Origin of the sequence: Nibribacter koreensis, from assembly GCF_039541795.1 — a bacterium.
Lineage (GTDB): Bacteria > Bacteroidota > Bacteroidia > Cytophagales > Hymenobacteraceae > Nibribacter > Nibribacter koreensis.
This window is the reverse complement of record NZ_BAABGX010000002.1, coordinates 1,452,631-1,469,674: the sequence shown is the minus strand read 5'-3', so window position 1 is coordinate 1,469,674 and position 17,044 is coordinate 1,452,631. Positions and strand designations below refer to the sequence as shown.

Annotated in this window: 17 protein-coding genes; 10 read left to right on the top strand and 7 right to left on the bottom strand. The window is 50.8% G+C overall.

Annotated features, from left to right (window positions below; translation table 11 throughout):
• The first annotated feature begins 214 nt into the window (after positions 1-214).
• The 6 genes from ABD880_RS13625 (at position 215) to ABD880_RS13600 (ending at position 4,727) form a co-directional block, all read left to right on the top strand.
• A complete protein-coding gene (locus ABD880_RS13625; RefSeq protein WP_345167122.1) occupies positions 215-460 on the top strand; it encodes a 4a-hydroxytetrahydrobiopterin dehydratase in 246 nt (81 codons plus the stop codon).
• A 410-nt stretch (positions 461-870) separates the two neighbouring features.
• Positions 871-1,566, top strand: coding sequence for a 16S rRNA (cytidine(1402)-2'-O)-methyltransferase (rsmI, locus tag ABD880_RS13620; RefSeq protein ID WP_345167120.1), 696 nt, complete (start codon positions 871-873; stop codon positions 1,564-1,566).
• Between the two features lie 55 nt (positions 1,567-1,621).
• Positions 1,622-2,758 (top strand): Lnb N-terminal periplasmic domain-containing protein, encoded by a 1,137-nt coding sequence (locus ABD880_RS13615; protein ID WP_345167117.1) that lies wholly within the window; start codon positions 1,622-1,624, stop codon positions 2,756-2,758.
• 25 nt (positions 2,759-2,783) lie between these two features.
• A complete protein-coding gene (locus tag ABD880_RS13610; protein WP_345167114.1) occupies positions 2,784-3,581 on the top strand; it encodes an inositol monophosphatase family protein in 798 nt (265 codons plus the stop codon).
• Positions 3,582-3,956: 375 nt separating this feature from the next.
• Complete coding sequence (locus tag ABD880_RS13605; protein WP_345167111.1) at positions 3,957-4,145, top strand: FeoB-associated Cys-rich membrane protein; 189 nt, start codon at positions 3,957-3,959, stop codon at positions 4,143-4,145.
• Between the two features lie 243 nt (positions 4,146-4,388).
• The gene (locus ABD880_RS13600) at positions 4,389-4,727 is read left to right on the top strand and encodes a hypothetical protein (protein WP_345167108.1); all 339 of its coding nucleotides are present in this window, start codon (positions 4,389-4,391) and stop codon (positions 4,725-4,727) included.
• Between the two features lie 37 nt (positions 4,728-4,764).
• Here ABD880_RS13600 and ABD880_RS13595 read toward each other — a convergent pair whose 3' ends face one another.
• The 5 genes from ABD880_RS13595 to radA form a co-directional block, all read right to left on the bottom strand.
• On the bottom strand, positions 4,765-5,727 hold the full coding sequence (locus ABD880_RS13595; protein WP_345167105.1) for a mechanosensitive ion channel family protein: 963 nt from the start codon (positions 5,725-5,727) through the stop codon (positions 4,765-4,767).
• Positions 5,728-5,850: 123 nt separating this feature from the next.
• A complete protein-coding gene (locus ABD880_RS13590; protein ID WP_345167102.1) occupies positions 5,851-6,321 on the bottom strand; it encodes a hypothetical protein in 471 nt (156 codons plus the stop codon).
• A gap of 55 nt (positions 6,322-6,376) precedes the next feature.
• The gene (locus tag ABD880_RS13585) at positions 6,377-7,402 is read right to left on the bottom strand and encodes an SPASM domain-containing protein (RefSeq protein ID WP_345167099.1); all 1,026 of its coding nucleotides are present in this window, start codon (positions 7,400-7,402) and stop codon (positions 6,377-6,379) included.
• Positions 7,403-7,520: 118 nt separating this feature from the next.
• Positions 7,521-8,954 carry a TlpA family protein disulfide reductase gene (locus ABD880_RS13580; RefSeq protein ID WP_345167096.1) on the bottom strand — a complete coding sequence of 478 codons (1,434 nt, stop codon included), beginning with the start codon at positions 8,952-8,954 and terminating at the stop codon, positions 7,521-7,523.
• A 92-nt stretch (positions 8,955-9,046) separates the two neighbouring features.
• Positions 9,047-10,426 carry a DNA repair protein RadA gene (gene radA, locus ABD880_RS13575; protein WP_066507196.1) on the bottom strand — a complete coding sequence of 460 codons (1,380 nt, stop codon included), beginning with the start codon at positions 10,424-10,426 and terminating at the stop codon, positions 9,047-9,049.
• 205 nt (positions 10,427-10,631) lie between these two features.
• Here radA and ABD880_RS13570 point away from each other — a divergent pair, with 205 nt between their 5' ends.
• From ABD880_RS13570 to ABD880_RS13560, 3 genes are all read left to right on the top strand, one after another.
• Complete coding sequence (locus tag ABD880_RS13570) at positions 10,632-11,054, top strand: hypothetical protein (protein WP_345167093.1); 423 nt, start codon at positions 10,632-10,634, stop codon at positions 11,052-11,054.
• A 54-nt stretch (positions 11,055-11,108) separates the two neighbouring features.
• A complete protein-coding gene (locus ABD880_RS13565; protein WP_345167090.1) occupies positions 11,109-12,182 on the top strand; it encodes a hypothetical protein in 1,074 nt (357 codons plus the stop codon).
• Positions 12,183-12,277: 95 nt separating this feature from the next.
• On the top strand, positions 12,278-13,693 hold the full coding sequence (locus ABD880_RS13560; protein WP_345167087.1) for a methyltransferase RsmF C-terminal domain-like protein: 1,416 nt from the start codon (positions 12,278-12,280) through the stop codon (positions 13,691-13,693).
• A 143-nt stretch (positions 13,694-13,836) separates the two neighbouring features.
• Here the strand turns inward: ABD880_RS13560 and ABD880_RS13555 are convergent, their stop codons facing one another.
• A complete protein-coding gene (locus tag ABD880_RS13555; RefSeq protein ID WP_345167085.1) occupies positions 13,837-14,211 on the bottom strand; it encodes an endonuclease domain-containing protein in 375 nt (124 codons plus the stop codon).
• A 214-nt stretch (positions 14,212-14,425) separates the two neighbouring features.
• The gene (locus tag ABD880_RS13550; protein WP_345167083.1) at positions 14,426-15,613 is read right to left on the bottom strand and encodes a class I SAM-dependent rRNA methyltransferase; all 1,188 of its coding nucleotides are present in this window, start codon (positions 15,611-15,613) and stop codon (positions 14,426-14,428) included.
• 421 nt (positions 15,614-16,034) lie between these two features.
• On the opposite strand from ABD880_RS13550, the gene ABD880_RS13545 reads away from it, so the two are divergent.
• Positions 16,035-17,021, top strand: coding sequence for a dipeptidase (locus ABD880_RS13545; protein WP_345167080.1), 987 nt, complete (start codon positions 16,035-16,037; stop codon positions 17,019-17,021).
• The last annotated feature ends 23 nt before the right edge of the window (positions 17,022-17,044 follow it).

Genomic DNA, 17,044 nt, shown 5'->3' with positions numbered 1-17,044 from the left:
TTGTTAGTTGCTGATTGGTGTTCTATTCATTAAAAAAGCCACTTCAGGATAAACTAGTCTTAAGATGAACGGAATTAGGAGATACGGAACCCACCAAAAGAAAGGAGGCGTTTTTGGTCTGATTTCTGGAAAATAAGCCAAAAACGAAGCCAGCATATACAAGCAAGGCACGCTCTTTGTACATTGCCTTAGCTCACCAAAAAAAGACAGCAACATGTGGCAAGAAGAAGATAACAGCTTGAAAAAGAGCTTCACGTTCAAGGACTTTAAAGAGGCCTTCGTGTTCATGAGTGAAGTGGCCGAGGCTGCCGAACACCTCAACCACCACCCGTGGTGGAGCAACGTGTACAACAAAGTAAACATTGAACTCACCACACATGACGCCGGCAATACCGTCACTGAGAAAGACTGGGAATTGGCCAAGCAGATTGATGAAATAGCCAAGACCCTAGGCCAATAGAAGCTCCGTTTTTGGCCTGTTTTGCGCAAAACAGGCCAAAAACGAATCAAGGTAGTCTTTTCTCCCTGAGGCAGAAGGCTAGGATGAGGGGAGCCCCACCCCAACCCCTCCCCAACGGAGAGGGGCTTTTTATCTGCTGATATAGAAACCAAACACTGCCTTGTCTCTGGTGCATTGCTTTCTTCTGTAGGCTTCATCTACTGATGTAAACACCCCCTCTACTGAGCTGCGCTCGCTGCCTCAAACGCTCGTTTGGGCAATCCTCAAGGGGAGAATTATCTTCACTACCGCTTTCCCTAATAATTCTCATACCAGAACTGGTATTAATGAGCACGACATAAAATTTCATCTTACCAGACTCGCCACTCTAGACTCAAGACTCAGAACTCAAAAAGCACTATCTTTGGGCTATGGCCCAGCCCCAAGAAGAAACCGTTTTGTATTTAGTGCCCACGCCCATTGGCAACCTGGAGGACATCACCTTGCGTGCCATCAGGATTCTAAAGGAAGTAGACGTAATCCTCGCTGAAGATACCCGCACCAGCGGCAAACTGCTCAACCACCTGGGCATTGAGAAGCGCATGCACAGCCACCACCTGCACAATGAGCACAAGGCCGTGGCGCACTTGGTGGAACGCCTCAAGAAAGGCGAGAAAATGGCCCTAATCTCAGACGCGGGCACGCCCGGCATCTCAGACCCTGGCTTTTTGCTGGTACGCGCCTGCGTGCAGGAAGGCATCAAGCTAGAATGTCTGCCCGGGGCTACTGCCTTCGTGCCGGCCTTGGTAAAATCAGGGTTCAGTACGGACAGGTTTACATTTGAAGGTTTCCTGCCCGTGAAGAAAGGTCGTCAGACGCGTCTGCAAAGCCTGGCCCAGGAAGAGCGCACCATGATTTTCTACGAATCGCCGCACCGGGTGCTTAAAACCTTGGAACAGTTCAAAGAGGTCTTTGGACCAGAGCGTCAGGCCTCCGTCTCCAGGGAAATCTCTAAGATGTTTGAAGAGACCTTGAACGGCACCTTGGCTGAGTTGGCCGAAATCTTCACGACCAAAGCCATCAAGGGCGAGTTTGTGGTGGTGGTAGACGGTTTTAGTAAAAAATAACCCTTCGCGTTTGATGATGCCTTCTTTCCTTCAGAGAATTGCCGCTTTATGCCTTGTGTTGGCGTTTACACTTTCTGCTCAGGCGGTCTCCTTGTCTCCCCAGGCGCAGATTAGTTTGATTACCGTTTCGCCGGGCGCCGAGTTGTATTCCATGTATGGCCACAGCGCCATTAGAATTTATGACCCGGTCCAAGGGATTGACTATGCGTTTAACTACGGCACCTTTAACTTTAACACGCCTAATTTCTATGTGAAGTTTGTGCGGGGCAAGCTCATGTACCAGCTGTCGCCGGGTTATTTCTTAGACCTGAGGGCCAGAAACATAGAAGACAACCGCTCGGTCTACGAACAGGTCCTTAATCTGACTCCGGCGCAGAAACAACGCGTTATGGATTTTCTGGAGACCAACTATGAGCCCCAGAACCGCGAGTATCTCTATGATTTCCTGAAGGACAACTGCGCCACCCGCATTAGGGACGTGTTCAAAAAGACGCTGGGTGATTCTCTGCAATACCCATCAGACATACCTGGCACGCCTAGCACCTTTAGACGCATGGTGGGCATTTACCAGACGCCGCACCCGTGGGTAGACCTGGGCGTGGACCTAGCCATGGGCTTGCCTTCAGATGAGAAAACTGGCGTTTGGGAGGCCATGTTTTTGCCAGACTTTCTATTGGCCAGCTTTGCCGAAGCCAAGTTACAAACGCTCAATGGGCCTGTGGCCTTTGCCGGACCCGTCATCAAGCACTTTGAAGCCACTGCAGTACCCGCTAATGATTCTCTGCTAACGCCAATGGTGGTCTTCTGGACCCTGTTTGTGCTAGTGACCATCATCACGTTCCTGCAGTTCAGAAATAAGAAAGCTGGCCGCGGTCTGGACGTGGTCTTGTTCTCGCTCACCGGCTTCTTTGGGTTGGTGGTGCTGTTTCTGTGGTTCGGCACCGACCATCAGTCCTTTGCCGGCAACCTGAATCTATTATGGGCTTTCCCAATGCACCTGATTGCCGGCTTGTCATTACTTAAGAAGAATCAGCCACGTTGGTTGAAGCCTTATTTCTTGGCAACGGGCATTGCAATGATTCTCTTAACCGTGGCCTGGAAGTTTTTGCCGCAGGAATATCATCCATCCTTGTTGCCGCTCGTATTGACCTTAGCACTTAGAGCCATCTATATCTGGCGAACGCTGCGGTAATTTCAAACTTCAACCTATCCACTCCATGGCAGATTTAGCATCCCTCAAAGACCAAGTCATCGCGCTCACGGCCCAGGTAAGAACATTCATTCAGGCAGAGGCGGCGCAGTTTGATGTGTCTAAGATGGAGCGCAAAGGCCACAATGACCTGGTGTCTTACGTGGACAAGCAAGCCGAACAACAACTGGTTGAAGGCCTGCAAAAGTTGTTACCAGAGGCTGGGTTCATTACCGAGGAAGGGACCAACTCCGTCCAAAAGGACGAATACAACTGGATCATTGACCCGCTGGACGGCACCACCAACTTCATCCATGGCCTGCCAGTCTACTCCATCAGCGTGGCCTTGCTCCAAAGAGAAGAACTGGTCCTAGGCGTGGTACATGAGCTCAACCAAGACGAGTGTTTCCATGCCGTAAAAGGCGGCGGCGCCTTCTGTAACCAAAAGCGCATCTCTGTTTCCAAAGCCGGCTCTCTGGCAGATTCTCTGATTGCCACGGGTTTTCCGTACCATGACTTCGGGAGAATGAATGAGTACCTACAGGTGTTGGGCAAGTTCATGCAACAGTCCCATGGCGTACGCCGACTGGGCTCTGCCGCCGTGGATTTGGCCTACGTGGCCGCCGGACGGTTTGAGGGCTTCTTTGAATTCAACCTGAACCCTTGGGACGTGGCAGGCGGCGCTGTCATCGTGCAAGAGGCGGGCGGCGTGGTTACTGACTTCAAAGGCGAAAACGGCTACCTGTTTGGGCGGCAGATTTGCGCCAGCAACGGCCAAGCCATTCAACAAGAAATGCTGGCCTTGACCGAGCCTATTTGGAGATAGTTAAGAATTAAAAGTTTAGAGTTAAGAGTGGGTGGGGTACCGAAAGGATTGCTTCGCATATATACTATATCCCTTCCACTACATCCTCTCCCTCTTTGTCATCCTGAAAGAATCTTGGCGGCGAACTAGAGAAACTTTCACTATTGGTTAGCTCTGTTCCCTTTCTACTAAAATTTACAAGGGGCATGTATTTAAAGGTGGTTAAGAAAGCATCACTATCCGTTTTTGGCCTGTTTCCAGAAAAAGAGCAAAAAAACGACTTCACCAGTATCCTTTAGCACACCCTATAATTCCTGTCATCCCTTAAACTATTTGTACCTTTGCGGGCGTTATCTCGGGTAGAGAGGCCGTTGGGCTGGTTTAATCTGTAGGGCTATGATTCAGGAAATCATCATTTTCATTTTCTTCGCGCTGGCAAGCGTGTACGTGTTGCGCATTGGCTACAAGAGTTTCTTCTCTAAGGACACGGGCTGTGCCAAGGGCTGCGGCGGCGCTTGCTCTACCATTGACCTGAACAAAATCCAGAAGGAGATAGAAGCCAAACAAGGAAAGATGGCCAGGTAAATTTTATTTCAGAAGATTGTTGAAAAGCTGCTCTTACAGGGTAGCTTTTTTTGTGCGCATTGCATCCCGTTTTTGGGCTGTTTTCTGGAAAACAGCCCAAAAACGAACCTCCAGGTAAACTCTCAAATCCCTGACTGTCAATCACTATATTCTACATCTTGAATATAGCTGTAAACCATTTGCGGTGTTTACGTATAGCCGAGAACCGAAACAGATATTTACATCATCTAAAAATACTTGGTTATGCAAGACAAGGAAGAAGAAAGAAGCCTCGTGAACGTAGAGGCTAGATTAAACAAAGACGGCTTTACCACAGACTTTAAAGTAGGCGAGGACAACCGTCTCTGGACCCTGGATGGCAAAAAAAGCTACAACGTTGAAGAAGTGAAGATTGTGGACTTCTACCGCTTTGAGGGCGAAACCAATCCAGATGACATGTCTATCCTGTACGCTTTAGAGTGCACGGACGGTACCAGAGGCACCATCTCCAACTCCTACGGCACCTATGCAGACCAAGGCATTGACGCTTTCTTGAAGCAGATTGAAGACATGGGCAAGAATTTAGACAAGAATTCTAAATAGTCAGACGTAGCGCTGCTATTTAGAAAAAGGGGAGGCGTTAACCGTCCTCCCCTTTTTCTTTGCCGTTGTCTTCGGCGGCCGCCACTTTCAACTCTGTAGTTGGCGTTTGTGACTGGCCGTCTTTGACCTGGATGGACAGGTCCTTGCCGCCCTTCACCCCAAAGTTGAGCGTGGTGATTGGGAACGGAATCTCAATCTTATGTTGGTCAAAGGCCTTCTTAATCTTAATGATGGCGTCACTCTTTGCGTAGACGAAGTCGGTTTGGCGCTTGTAGTGAATCCAGTAGCGTACCAGAAAATTGATGCTACTAGGCCCAAACTCCTCATAGACCACCTCTACTTCTTTGCCTTCAATCATGCCTTTAATGCCTACCATGGCCTCTTTGACCACTTCCTGCACCCGTTCCAGATCCTCGGCATAAGATACGCCCACCTTTAAGTCTATGCGCCTGATGCCGTAATGGGAGAAGTTGATGACAGAGGTCTCAAACACCTTCCGGTTAGGGATTTTAACCAGCTCGCCGGTCTGGCGGCGCACGTCTACGGTACGCAGGTTAATGCGCTCAATAGTGCCGAAGTGTTCATTGGTTTCAATCACGTCACCCACCACAAAGGGCTTTCTGAAGGCAATAATCACCCCAGAGATAAAGTTGGCGGCAATGTCCTGGAACGCAAAACCCAATGCCAAACCAATGATACCGGCACCCGCCAATAAGGTAGTGACCGTCTTGTCCAGCTTAAGGATGCTGAGCGTAAAGAAGATGCCCAGAATGAGAATACTCACATACACCGTAGTGCCTACAAGGTTGTTCAAAGAACTGCTGTGCGTGAACCTGATGAGGAGCTTGTCTGAGGTCTTCCGGAGGATTTTGGCCGCGAAGAACGTGAGAATCAAGACCAGTGTGGCAATGATGAGGTTGGGCAACATGAGTACCAGGGCGCGTAGCCACAGCTCAAGTTTAGTCCAGAGTAATTGAAAGGCTTGATTTATTTCGGTCACAGGTGATGGTGCAGTTGGTGAACAACAGGGAACGTATTTGCTTACGGCAAAAGCCCCGGGGTAAGTTGCTGGAAATATAACGACTCTACCCGGGCTATCCGTAATCTGCTTTAAATTATCTTGTTACTCGCCCGGGAAGAAGGTAAAGGTAAGAGATATTCTGTGCTCACTAATGCCGGGCATCTCTCTACCCGCTACAGGCAAACCGTATCCGTACAACAACGTTGCCTTGCCCATTGCCGTCAATCCTACCTCTGGCAACAGCCTAAGGTCTAACCTATCTTCGCGCAGATACGTGATGGCGTTTATTCTGGCGGCCAGAATCTGGAATGCGTTGTATTCGGCAAATCCTTTAAGGCCCAACGTCACCTCATGGTCCAGCACGCCCAGCTCAATCCCGGCGCCGTAGCCATAGGCGGGCACGTGCACATTTCTGTAATGCTTGCCGTGCAGAATACTTAGTTGGAGGAAATGGGTCTTGGCATAGGCGTAGCCGGCTATCACGCCGCGCTCATACTCATTGGCCGCCTGGGCACGTGCAATGGCTGGGAAAAACAGAAGCCCAAAAAGAAGGAGTAGTAATTTTGAAGACATGGCCTGTTTCTTTTAAAGAATAGATTCACGTCAAAACAGGAAAGCCGGGGCGGGGTCATCCCCAGACTTTGGTGCCCTCAGAGCAGTTTCGGCACATGTCAATGGTGCTTCTGCTGTGCAGGAGAGAGCCTCTAAAGGTGCGGTAGGCGTCGCTGCGCCATAATTCTTTAAACGATTGATTTTGCAAATTGCCTAACCTATGGTGCGCATCTTTGTCAAAACAGCAGGGCACTACCAAACCGTCCCAGGTAATCACGCAGGAATGCCACATCTTCCAGCAGCCGTCTATCAGTTTGTTCTTAAGCGAATACGTGCCATTGGGCTGCTCTTTGTAGCGTGAGTAATAGTCTATGGTAGGAATCAATGGCGACCCGTTCTCATAGTCATAAATCTGGGCCGTCTTAAACCAGACATCATCCACGCCCAGTTCTTTGGCCAGTTTCTTGGCGTCTTCAATCTGGTGCTCATTGGGCTTTACCACCAGAAACTGGAAGATAAGATAGGGCGTCTTGGATTTGAGTTCGCGCTTGTGCTTCACTAAGCGCTTGGTGCCTTCCAGCACTTTATCCAGATGGCCGCCCACGCGGTACTGCTTGTAGACCTCTTGCGTGGTACCATCCAAAGAGATAATCAACCTATCCAGACCAGATTCCACGGTTTTGCGCGCGTTGTCCTCAGACAGATAATGGCCGTTGGTAGACGTGGCGGTGTAGATACCTTTCTTAGAGGCGTACTTGACCAAATCCAAGAACGAAGGATGCAGGTACGGCTCTCCCTGAAAATAGAAGAGCAGGTACAGCAACCGCTGATGCAACTGGTCTATGGTCTCCTTGAAGAGGTTGTCTGGGAGCATGCCAGTGGGCCGGGTAAACGACCTAAGGCCGCTGGGGCATTCTGGGCAACGCAGGTTACAGGAGGTGGTAGGTTCAAACGAGATGCTGACCGGGCTTCCCCAATGGCGTGGTTTCTTGGTGATTCTGGCCAGGGCATAGCTGCTCACTACCTGCAGGGTATTCCAGGCGCGACGCGGTGTCAGTTTAGACACAAAATTCAATCCGTCTTGTAGGGCGCCGCTGGTCAAGGGAGTTTATTGTAAAGATAAATGCGTTGAGGTGCCAAAAGTAGTCAGCACATCAACGCATTCAAATTAGAAACAGCTACGTTTTTGGGCTGTTTTCTCAAAAATAGGCCAAAAACGCCTATTTGGTATGTGAGGCCCGGTATTGGTCCACCAAAGCGGCAATGTCGTTCGCGCCAGAGGCGTACCCCGGACGGCGGGCATTGGTCTTGATGAGCTTTCCGTCTGGCGCAATCAAAAAGTAAGAGGGAAAGTTCTTCACCTCATAGGCTTTGACTACTTGATCATCCAGGTCCGGTGAAAACAACTGCACCCCCGGGTATTTCTTCTGCTCCAGAGACTTCTTCCAATTGGCTAGTTCTTCACCCACGGTCACTTGCACAAACGTGATACCTTTCTCTGCCAACTGCTCTACAAAGTATTTGTACGCCTGCTGGTCTACCTGGCAGATGCCGCACAAAGGGCGCCAGAAACCAAGGTAGACTAACTTGCCCTTCAGGCTTTTCAAGGTGACGCTGTCGCCTTTGGCAGATACCAGTTTAAAGTCGGGGGCCTGGGAGCCCATGCCTACTTTCTGGTACTGCCCGTACTGGCTTTTCACATAAGAAAGATATTGCGGATTCTCCACCTGCTTCTGGAAGTCTGCGTACATGGCGTCTGTATCTGGCACATACCCAAACCGGGCAGACTGTGAGATAATGCGCGCCATCATCATGTCTCTGGCGGGGCCTTTCAGCTCATCCTTCACCATTTTGTACATGATAGGATAGTAATCTTTCTCTACGTTACCCCGACGGTCGCCCAAGGCCCTGTACTGGAAGTAATTCACCAGAAAGTCCAGATACGCCTGATTACGTGTAGCGCCCGGCAGGTTCAAATCCATTTTCTTGAGGTAGTCATAGTAGCTCGCAGACAGTTTAGGCTCCAAACCACCCACCCGCAGCCGTAGCTCAGAATAGGTTAAGCGATCATTAGCGTAGCTGTACTCAATCTGAGCCTTGGCATAATTCTGAAAGGCTTCTGACAAAGGCGCTTTCTTGGCATATTTCTCCAGGAAATCACGCTGGTCACGGCGCCGCTCTTCTAAGAATTTAACAAAGTCTGCCTCGCGCTTGTGCACGTTGTCTGGCAGCACCTGGTAATCTTCCTCTTCTTCAAACTTCTTTTCAAACTCAACCAGGTAATTGTTTTCATTGGCGCCGTTGCCTTTGTATTTGATGGTAGTGAGAAAGTCGTCGGCGTTCACGCGCACGTCCAGGTTATTGCGCGGCTGCAAAAACAAAATCATAGACTCTGGCCCATGTACCAATTCTGCTACCATGCCTTCTTCTAAAGGCACCGTAATCTTAAACTCGCCGCTGTTGTTGAGCGCCGCCGTATAGGATTTACCCGAGTAGGAGGCCGGCAACGTGTATAGTTCTACCAGTGCGCTGTCACTGACCGGCTTGGCAATCTTGCCGGTAATGGTAGCCGACTTCTGCGCCTGCGCCTGAAAAACCAGCACAAACAGGAAGAAAACCGAGAAAAGAAGCTTAGAGAAGTTGTAATACCGCATTCCTGATCCTGTAAATATGTAATTGAATGAATTATAACAAAAGCGATGATGACTAAACGCTCACTATTTAAAAATCATTCAATCTGAGCGCCTTAACCAAACAATCCGCTGAAAACTTCTTCTAACCTGCTGGCCGCGTGTATTCTTATGTTAAACCGGCTAAAGTCCACGCCCTTCTTGTTGTACTTAGAAATGTAGATATCCTGGAAGCCCAGCTTTTCGGCCTCAGAGATGCGCTGTTCAATTCTATGCACCGCCCGTACCTCGCCGCCCAAGCCCACCTCTGCCGCAAAACACGTGGTATGCGGAATGGCGATGTCCTCAAAGGAGGAAAGCAAGGCCGCACAAATGGCCAGGTCCAACGCCGGATCTTCAACCTTAAGACCGCCGGCAATGTTTAAGAAGACATCTTGCGTACCCAGCTTAAAGCCACCACGTTTCTCCAACACGGCTAAGAGCATGTTCAGGCGCTTCACGTCAAAGCCGGTGGCCGTGCGCTGGGGCGTGCCGTAGGTGGCGGGGCTCACCAGGCTTTGCACCTCAATCAACAGCGGTCTATTGCCTTCCATGGTCCCGCCAATGGTAATGCCACTGAAGGACTCTTCGCGCTGAGAAATCAATATCTCAGACGGGTTGCTCACCTCCCGTAGGCCCGTGCCCAGCATCTCATAGATGCCCAGTTCAGAGGTACTCCCGAAGCGGTTTTTAGTCGTGCGGAGAATGCGGTACGTCATGTGGCGGTCGCCTTCAAACGTCAACACGGTGTCTACCATGTGCTCCAGAATCTTAGGACCAGCCAAAGAACCTTCCTTGGTGATGTGGCCGATCAGAAACACGGGCGTCCCGCTTTCCTTGGCAAACTTCAACAACTCTGCCGTACACTCACGCACTTGGGCCACACTACCGGCCCCGCTTTCTATAAAAGACGAATGCAGGGTTTGGATGGAGTCTACAATCAGGACCTCGGGCTGAAGCTGTTCTATCTGCTTGAAGATGTTCTGGGTACCCGTCTCTGTGAGGATAAAGCAGTTGGGATGCTGGGCGCCCAGACGCTCGGCGCGCATTTTAATCTGCTGTTCGCTTTCCTCCCCGGAGATGTACAAGACCCGCTGGTTTTTGAGGCTGAGGGCAATCTGGAGCATGAGCGTGGATTTGCCAATGCCCGGCTCGCCGCCGATCAAAACCATGGAGCCAGGCACGATGCCGCCGCCCAGTACGCGGTTCAGTTCGCCGTCCTGGGTTTCAATGCGGTGCTGTTCTGAATAGGTGATTTCTGCGATGGGCTTGGGTTTGCTGGCCACCTGCTGACTGCTGGTGCCAACTTTCCAAGCCGAGGTAGGCGTCACGTCCTCGCGGGAAAGAACTTCCTCTACGTAGGTGTTCCATTCGCCGCAGGCCGGACAACGACCCACCCATTTAGCCGACTGCGCGCCGCAGCTCTGGCAGAAATATGCTGTTTTGATTTTAGCCATAAAGTATAGAAAACCGCACGGCGGTCATGGTGCCAAGATAGTGAAACAATAAGGGAATTGGCACCGCTCGTGGGTTCTAGGAAAACAAAAAAACCACGCCTTTGGCTCCTTATAACATGAAAATTCCTGATAAATCTCGCCTTACACGCAGTATATCTCCCTACCCGTTATTCCGTTTAAAAGGGGTAACTAATTGTTTCTAAAGATGAACCTAGCTAAAACATATAACCGCTTTGCGCTTCTTATTCTACTGGCGTTTGCCTTGCTCACCGGCTGTAAAAGTTCTGTCACGCCCACCAAGTCTACCAACGCACCCGCCACCGAGGAAGCCGAACCCACTGTGCCCTTGAGACGCGTAGATGTGCGGGGCACCGTCATCCGGAAGGTGTATGACCAAGGCCAGGTAACACTGGAAGTAGAGGGCACCACCTCACAGTATGCGCGCTTTACCAGAGCCTTTGTCTTGGTGACGCCCATCACGCAAATCATAGGGCTGGACGGAAAGACCATCAGCATGAACGAGATCTATGAAGGACAAAATGTGGCCATCTTACTGCGCGGGGGCGGACAGGGGAACCTAGTAGGCGTGGGTGTGGCTAGAAAGCTGTGGCTGGAGGAGAGATACTGATTCTGAGGCGTTTTTCGTAAATTGCGTTGAAAACAGAATTTACCTCGCGCCCATATGTCTAGCTTTTCTCTCAGGTTTCTTGCCCTTGTTGCCGGTTTATGCTTTTCGCTTTCTGTGAGTTTGCAGGCCCAGTCTGGCAAGGCGCTTAAGATTGCCGATTTAGAGGTGCAGGTAGCCGGCACCAAACAACCCGCCACGCAGTTGCAATACGCGTTTCAGGCGGGTGACGTGCTGGTGCTGGACCTGGACAACAAGGCCAAGGTCAACTACAAAGTGACGGTACAGGAGTTCTACTCCAGCTCCCCGCTGTACAGTGTAGAAGAAACCAAGAAGTTGAGCAAGTTGCGCCTGACCGTTCCGCAGAAGTCGGTGTACACCATCACCTTGCAGAGCCTTTCGCCTACCAGCACCAAAAGTCACTTCACGTTAACTCGTATTCCGGCCAGCGCCTCATCGCAGAACTTTAACACGCACGTAGCCTGGCGCACCGTGCAAGACACTACCTGGACCACGGCTACAGAGAAGGTTCTGGTAAAAAACGAACTGCAGCCAGAAACTATTCTGGACAAGACATTTAGGCTGGCCTCCGTCACCAACATCACCAGCAACAACAGAACCACCGAGCGCTTTAAACTACCCGCCAATACCAAGCATTGGGTGTACTGGGTAGGCGTAGGGCAGGAATCGGTGCAGGCCTTGCAGGAATCTGGCAAGCTGTTGGCCAAAGGCGCGACGGCCTTGTTGACAGGGAGCAATCCCTTGGTGGCCTTCGGTTTGGGACTGTTACCGCAATTGCCGCAGGTGAAAAGCAGTGGCTACATTAGCTACTATTTGCTCAACAAGACCAACGCCAACCTGTTCCGGGAGGACGAGGACGGCTGGAAACCCTACGGCGTGGCCAAAGGACAGGACGTTCTCTCTGACTACGGCAAAATCATGGCCAACCAGACGCCTAAAACGGATGACGGCTATTTGCACCTAGGCTTTTTGAACCCCAGCACGATCACCGGCCTTGACCTGACCTTGAAAGTGGTGGCCTTTGTGGACAACCCCGTGTACCAGACGCGCACCGTGCGCAAGCCTTCTAAAATCACCACCCGCAAAGAGCCTATCCTGCCGGCAGAATAATTCCGTTTTTGGCCTATTTTCCAGAAAACAGGTCAAAAACGCTTTCACAGCAGATACTGCATTGGCTATCTGCCTTACCTTGACGCTTACCAGCCATGTCTATACAACTTCCGCTTTCCTTTCAGGTGCGCATGCAAACCCAACTGGAAGAGGACTACACCGCTTTCAAAGAGGCTTTGGCCAGCGCATCGCCCATCAGCATACGGGTGAATGCCAACAAGACCTCTTTGCTTACCTCTTTGACGCCGGTGCCTTGGACCGAGACTGGTTTCTACCTTTCTGAGCGCCCCAGTTTCACGCTAGACCCCATGTTTCATGGCGGGGCGTACTACGTGCAGGAAGCCAGTTCCATGTTTCTGGAGCAGGCTCTGAAGCAGAGCGTGGATTTAGAAGAGTCATTGGCGGTGCTGGATTTGTGCGGGGCTCCTGGCGGAAAGTCTACTCACATCGCTTCTCTGCTTTCTGAGGGAAGTCTGCTAGTAGCTAACGAGGTTATCAAACCCAGAGCGAACATCCTGGCCGAGAATATCCAGAAATGGGGAAGCGGGAACGTGGTGGTGACCAACAACGACCCCAGCCACATCGGTGTCCTGACCGGCTTCTTTGATGTGATGGTAGTAGACGCGCCCTGCTCCGGCGAGGGAATGTTCCGGAAAGACCCCGACGCCATCCAGGAATGGTCTGAGGCCAACGTCAAACTCTGCTCTGAGCGCCAGCGCCGTATTCTCATGGACGTTTGGGATGCCCTGAAACCCGGCGGAGTCCTCATTTACAGCACCTGTACTTACAATTCAGAAGAAAACGAGGAGAATCTGGTCTGGCTGTCCAATCAGCAAGATGTAGAAACCGTACCCTTAGCCCTGCAACCCGAGTGGAACATCACTGAGACCCAGGAACAAGGCATGCGCGGGTACCGCTTTTATCCACATAAAACTCAAGGCGAAGGCTTCTTCCTAGCCGTGGTCCGCAAAACCGAAGGCGACGAAGCCGGCAATTACCGCAAGAGCAAGCGTCCCTACCTGGTGTCGGCCTCTAAACAAGAAAAAGTCCTGGTGCAGGACTGGCTGAGTGAGTCCAGCGACTGGGAGATTGTGAAGCACAAAGAAACGTTACGCGCCTTGCCCAAAGCCTGGATGCTGGAACTGGAGCAACTCTATGAGAACCTTCGCGTGGTCTACGGCGGTATTGAACTAGCCGAGGTCATGAAAAACAACGCCAAGCCTCTGCCCGCCCTCGCCTTGTCCCAACATTTATCCGCAGATGCTTTTCCCCGCGCCGAGGTAGACCTGGCCACCGCCCTCAAGTTCCTCCATCGCGAAGACGTGGTGCTGGAAGACTCGGCCAACGGCTGGGTGCTGGTACAATTCAACGGCGTTCCACTGGGCTGGGGCAAGAAACTTCAGAACCGCGTCAACAACCACTATCCCAAGGAATGGCGGATTAGAATGAGTTTGGATGAAGCGCTAAAGCCAGAGAATCTGGAGAAGCAGTTTGTGTTGGGGAACCAGTAACCCTACCTTAATTCACTTCTCAACAGAGAGGGACTTTTCTAAAAACCGTTTTTAGCCTGTTTTTGTGAAAAGAGGCTAAAAACGGTTATGCAACGCAGATTCTCCCCTTGAGGAGAGCGTAGAGGGGTGTTTACACAAGTTGGTTACTTCTGCTGGCGGTTTTCAATCCAGTGATAAATCTCGTCAAGCACATACTTAAAATTCTGCTTGACATCAATGTCTTGAAAGCGTAACAACCTCACTCCATACCCCTTCAACTCTTGCTCTCTGAGAGAATCATATTCAGCCTTTTCATCATGGCTATCCCCATCTACCTCAATAGCCAATTGTAGTTCATGACAGTAAAAGTCCACAATGCAATTAAGCATGGGCACTTGCCGATGGAATTGGTAACCCAGCTTCTTGTCTTTGATTTCTTGCCATAGCAACACTTCAGACAAAGTGCTGTTCTTGCGGAGGTGTCTTGCTTTCTCCTTTAGGTCTGGGCGGTATGGAATGACTCTATTAGAAATCCACACTTGTACGGAAGATATAATCCGCAGATGTAAACACCCCTCTACGCTCCCCTCAAGGGGAGAATCTGCGATTAGCGGCTGTCTATAGATTATCTAATCCGTTTTTGGCCTGATTTCACCAAAACAGCCCAAAAACGGAAATGGCCAGCAGTTCAAAAACTGCTGGTCATTTCCGTTTTATATCAGACAGTAAATATCCCGTCACTAAGCTAAGCGCCTATTCCACATACAGCACCAAGCCCTTCAGATACTCGCCTTCTGGGTGGAAGATGCTGATGGGGTGGTCTGCGGGTTGGGAGAGGTGGTGCATGACTTTGACGTTACGACCGGCTTCAATGGCGGCGGCCATGACGGTGCTCTGGAACAGGTATTTGTCTACCACGCCTGAGCAGGAGAAAGTGAAGATGATACCGCCCGGCTTGATTTTCTCAATGGCTTCGGCGTTGAGGCGTTTGTAGCCCATGAGTGCATTGTGGCGCACTTTCTGGCTTTTGGCAAACGCCGGTGGGTCCAGTACAATCACGTCATAGAAGTCTTCACGGCCTTTCATAAAGTCAAAGGTGTCCATGGCGAAGGCTTCGTGGCGGTCCTGTCCGTTGTTCAGTTCGGCGTTTTGCTCAGTGAGCACGATGGCTTTTTTGGAAACGTCTACAGAATGCACGGCTTCGGCGCCAGCGTTGAGGGCGTAGATGGAGAATCCGCCGGTGTAGCAGAAGGTGTTGAGGACGGTTTTGCCTTTGGAGTAATGGGCCAGTAACTCGCGGTTTTCGCGCTGGTCAATGAAGAAGCCGGTTTTCTGGCCGGTCACCCAGTCCACCAGGAACTTGTTGCCATTCTCGGTGACCACGTGCGGAGTTGACGTTTCGCCAATCAGGTAGCCGTTCTGGCCTTGCTCGGTGCCTTTGCCCGGCAAGGTTTCGGCGCTTTTGTCATACACGGCGGTCAGTTTGCCGTCATAGACTTCTACCAAGGCCTGGGCAATCTGCTGACGCACGTGGAACATGCCCACGTTGTGCGCCTGCAACACGGCCGTGTTGCCGTACACGTCAATGATGAGACCAGGCAGACTGTCCCCTTCTGCAAAAACCAGACGGTACACATCCGTGTCTGGCGTGTCTAGGAATCCTTGCTCCCGACGGTAGTCCACGGCGCGCTGTACCCGGCTCTTCCAGAAAGCGTAGTCAATCTCCACCTCGTTAAAAGAGAAAATGCGCACGGCAATAGAACCCGGTTGGTAATGGCCAATGCCCAGAAACTCACGGCGATGGGTGTACACGGCCACAATGTCGCCTTCCTGCACATCGCCCTCAATCTTCTTGATAGCCCCCGAGAAAACCCATGGGTGGAAACGCTTTAAAGAATGCTCTTTGCCGTTGTGCAGTAAAATAGAAGGTAAGGATGCCATAAGAATATAAAGAAAGGCAATTTTGGAAGACCGCCGTTTTTGACTTGTTTTTGCAAAATTCGGCAAAAAATACGGCATTGTTGCGCTTTACCGATTGGGTTGCCCGTAAACTGCCTTGAAAGTAAAACTGATTCTATTTTATATATCCATGGCGCAAGCGTCTGCTTGTGTACGCACGCATTGTTTGCATAGCATGTGTATGGATTTGGAAATGCGCTTTGATCAGGAAAGCGATGGGCGTATGCTATACGGTCCTACCTATTAATTGGTCTTGTAGAGACCAGGCACTGCCTTGTCTTATGTGCATATTGGATCAGCCATGCGTGCGGACACAAGCGGACGCTTGCGCCATGGAAAACAGCGACATAAAAGTATTCACCTTTTTCATGCACTCAATCATTCAATCTCTTCATCACTCATTATGAAATTGCCCATCATTGACCTGCACTGCGACCTGACCGGTTACCTGGCTTGGATTGAAGGCTCCACTGCACTGGACGAAGACATTATTGGCTGTGCTATTCCGCATTTGAAGGCGGGTAAGGTGCGCTTGCAGACCATGGCCTTCTTCACGCCCACCGAGCCCGGCAGTGCCGTCTTCACTTTAAAGCAAGCGCGTCTTTTCAAGGAGGTTTTGTTAGCAGAGCGTGATGTCTTCACCTTAGTTCGGCCAGAGGAGTTGGAACAGCAGATACTTCAAGGAGACAAAATCGCGATAGTGTCCGCTATTGAAAATGCCTCTGGCCTGTGTAACGAAGGTGAGCCTCTATCCAACGCTTTCACTCGTCTGGAGGAAATCATTGAATTGGCCGGGCCCTTGCTCTACATCGGGCTTACCCACGCAGACGAGAACCGGTTCGCGGGCGGCAACTTCACCCCGGGCATCGGCCTGAAACCCGACGGAGAGGAATTGTTACGGTACCTGAGCGGAAAGCGCATTGCCGTGGATTTGGCGCACACCTCAGATGCCTCGGCGTTTGACTTGCTCAACTTCATAGATAAGCACGCCCTGGACATTCCCATCATTGCCAGCCACTCCAACTTCAGGCGCATTTATGACAATCCCAGAAACCTACCCGATGAACTGGTACAGGAAGTGGCGCGCAGAGGAGGGTTGATAGGAATGAATTTCCTGAAGAAGTTTGTGCATCCAAACAGGCCCGAGGCGTTGCTGGAGCATATTCTTTATGGTTTGGAGAAGGCTCCGCAGGCGCTGGCGTTTGGGGCAGATTTCTTCCAAGAATCGGGCATCATAGAGGGCGGGGAATCCTACTTCCATCCAGAGCATAGAAACGCCACCAAGTACCAGAGCATCTTGCAAGCCTTGGAAGAACAAGTGTCCGTGAGGGAATTAGAGGCTATCAGTTACGGCAATGCGCTCAGGTTTATGCAGCGACTATGTGCCTAGAAAACGCTTGTGTAGGAAAAGAG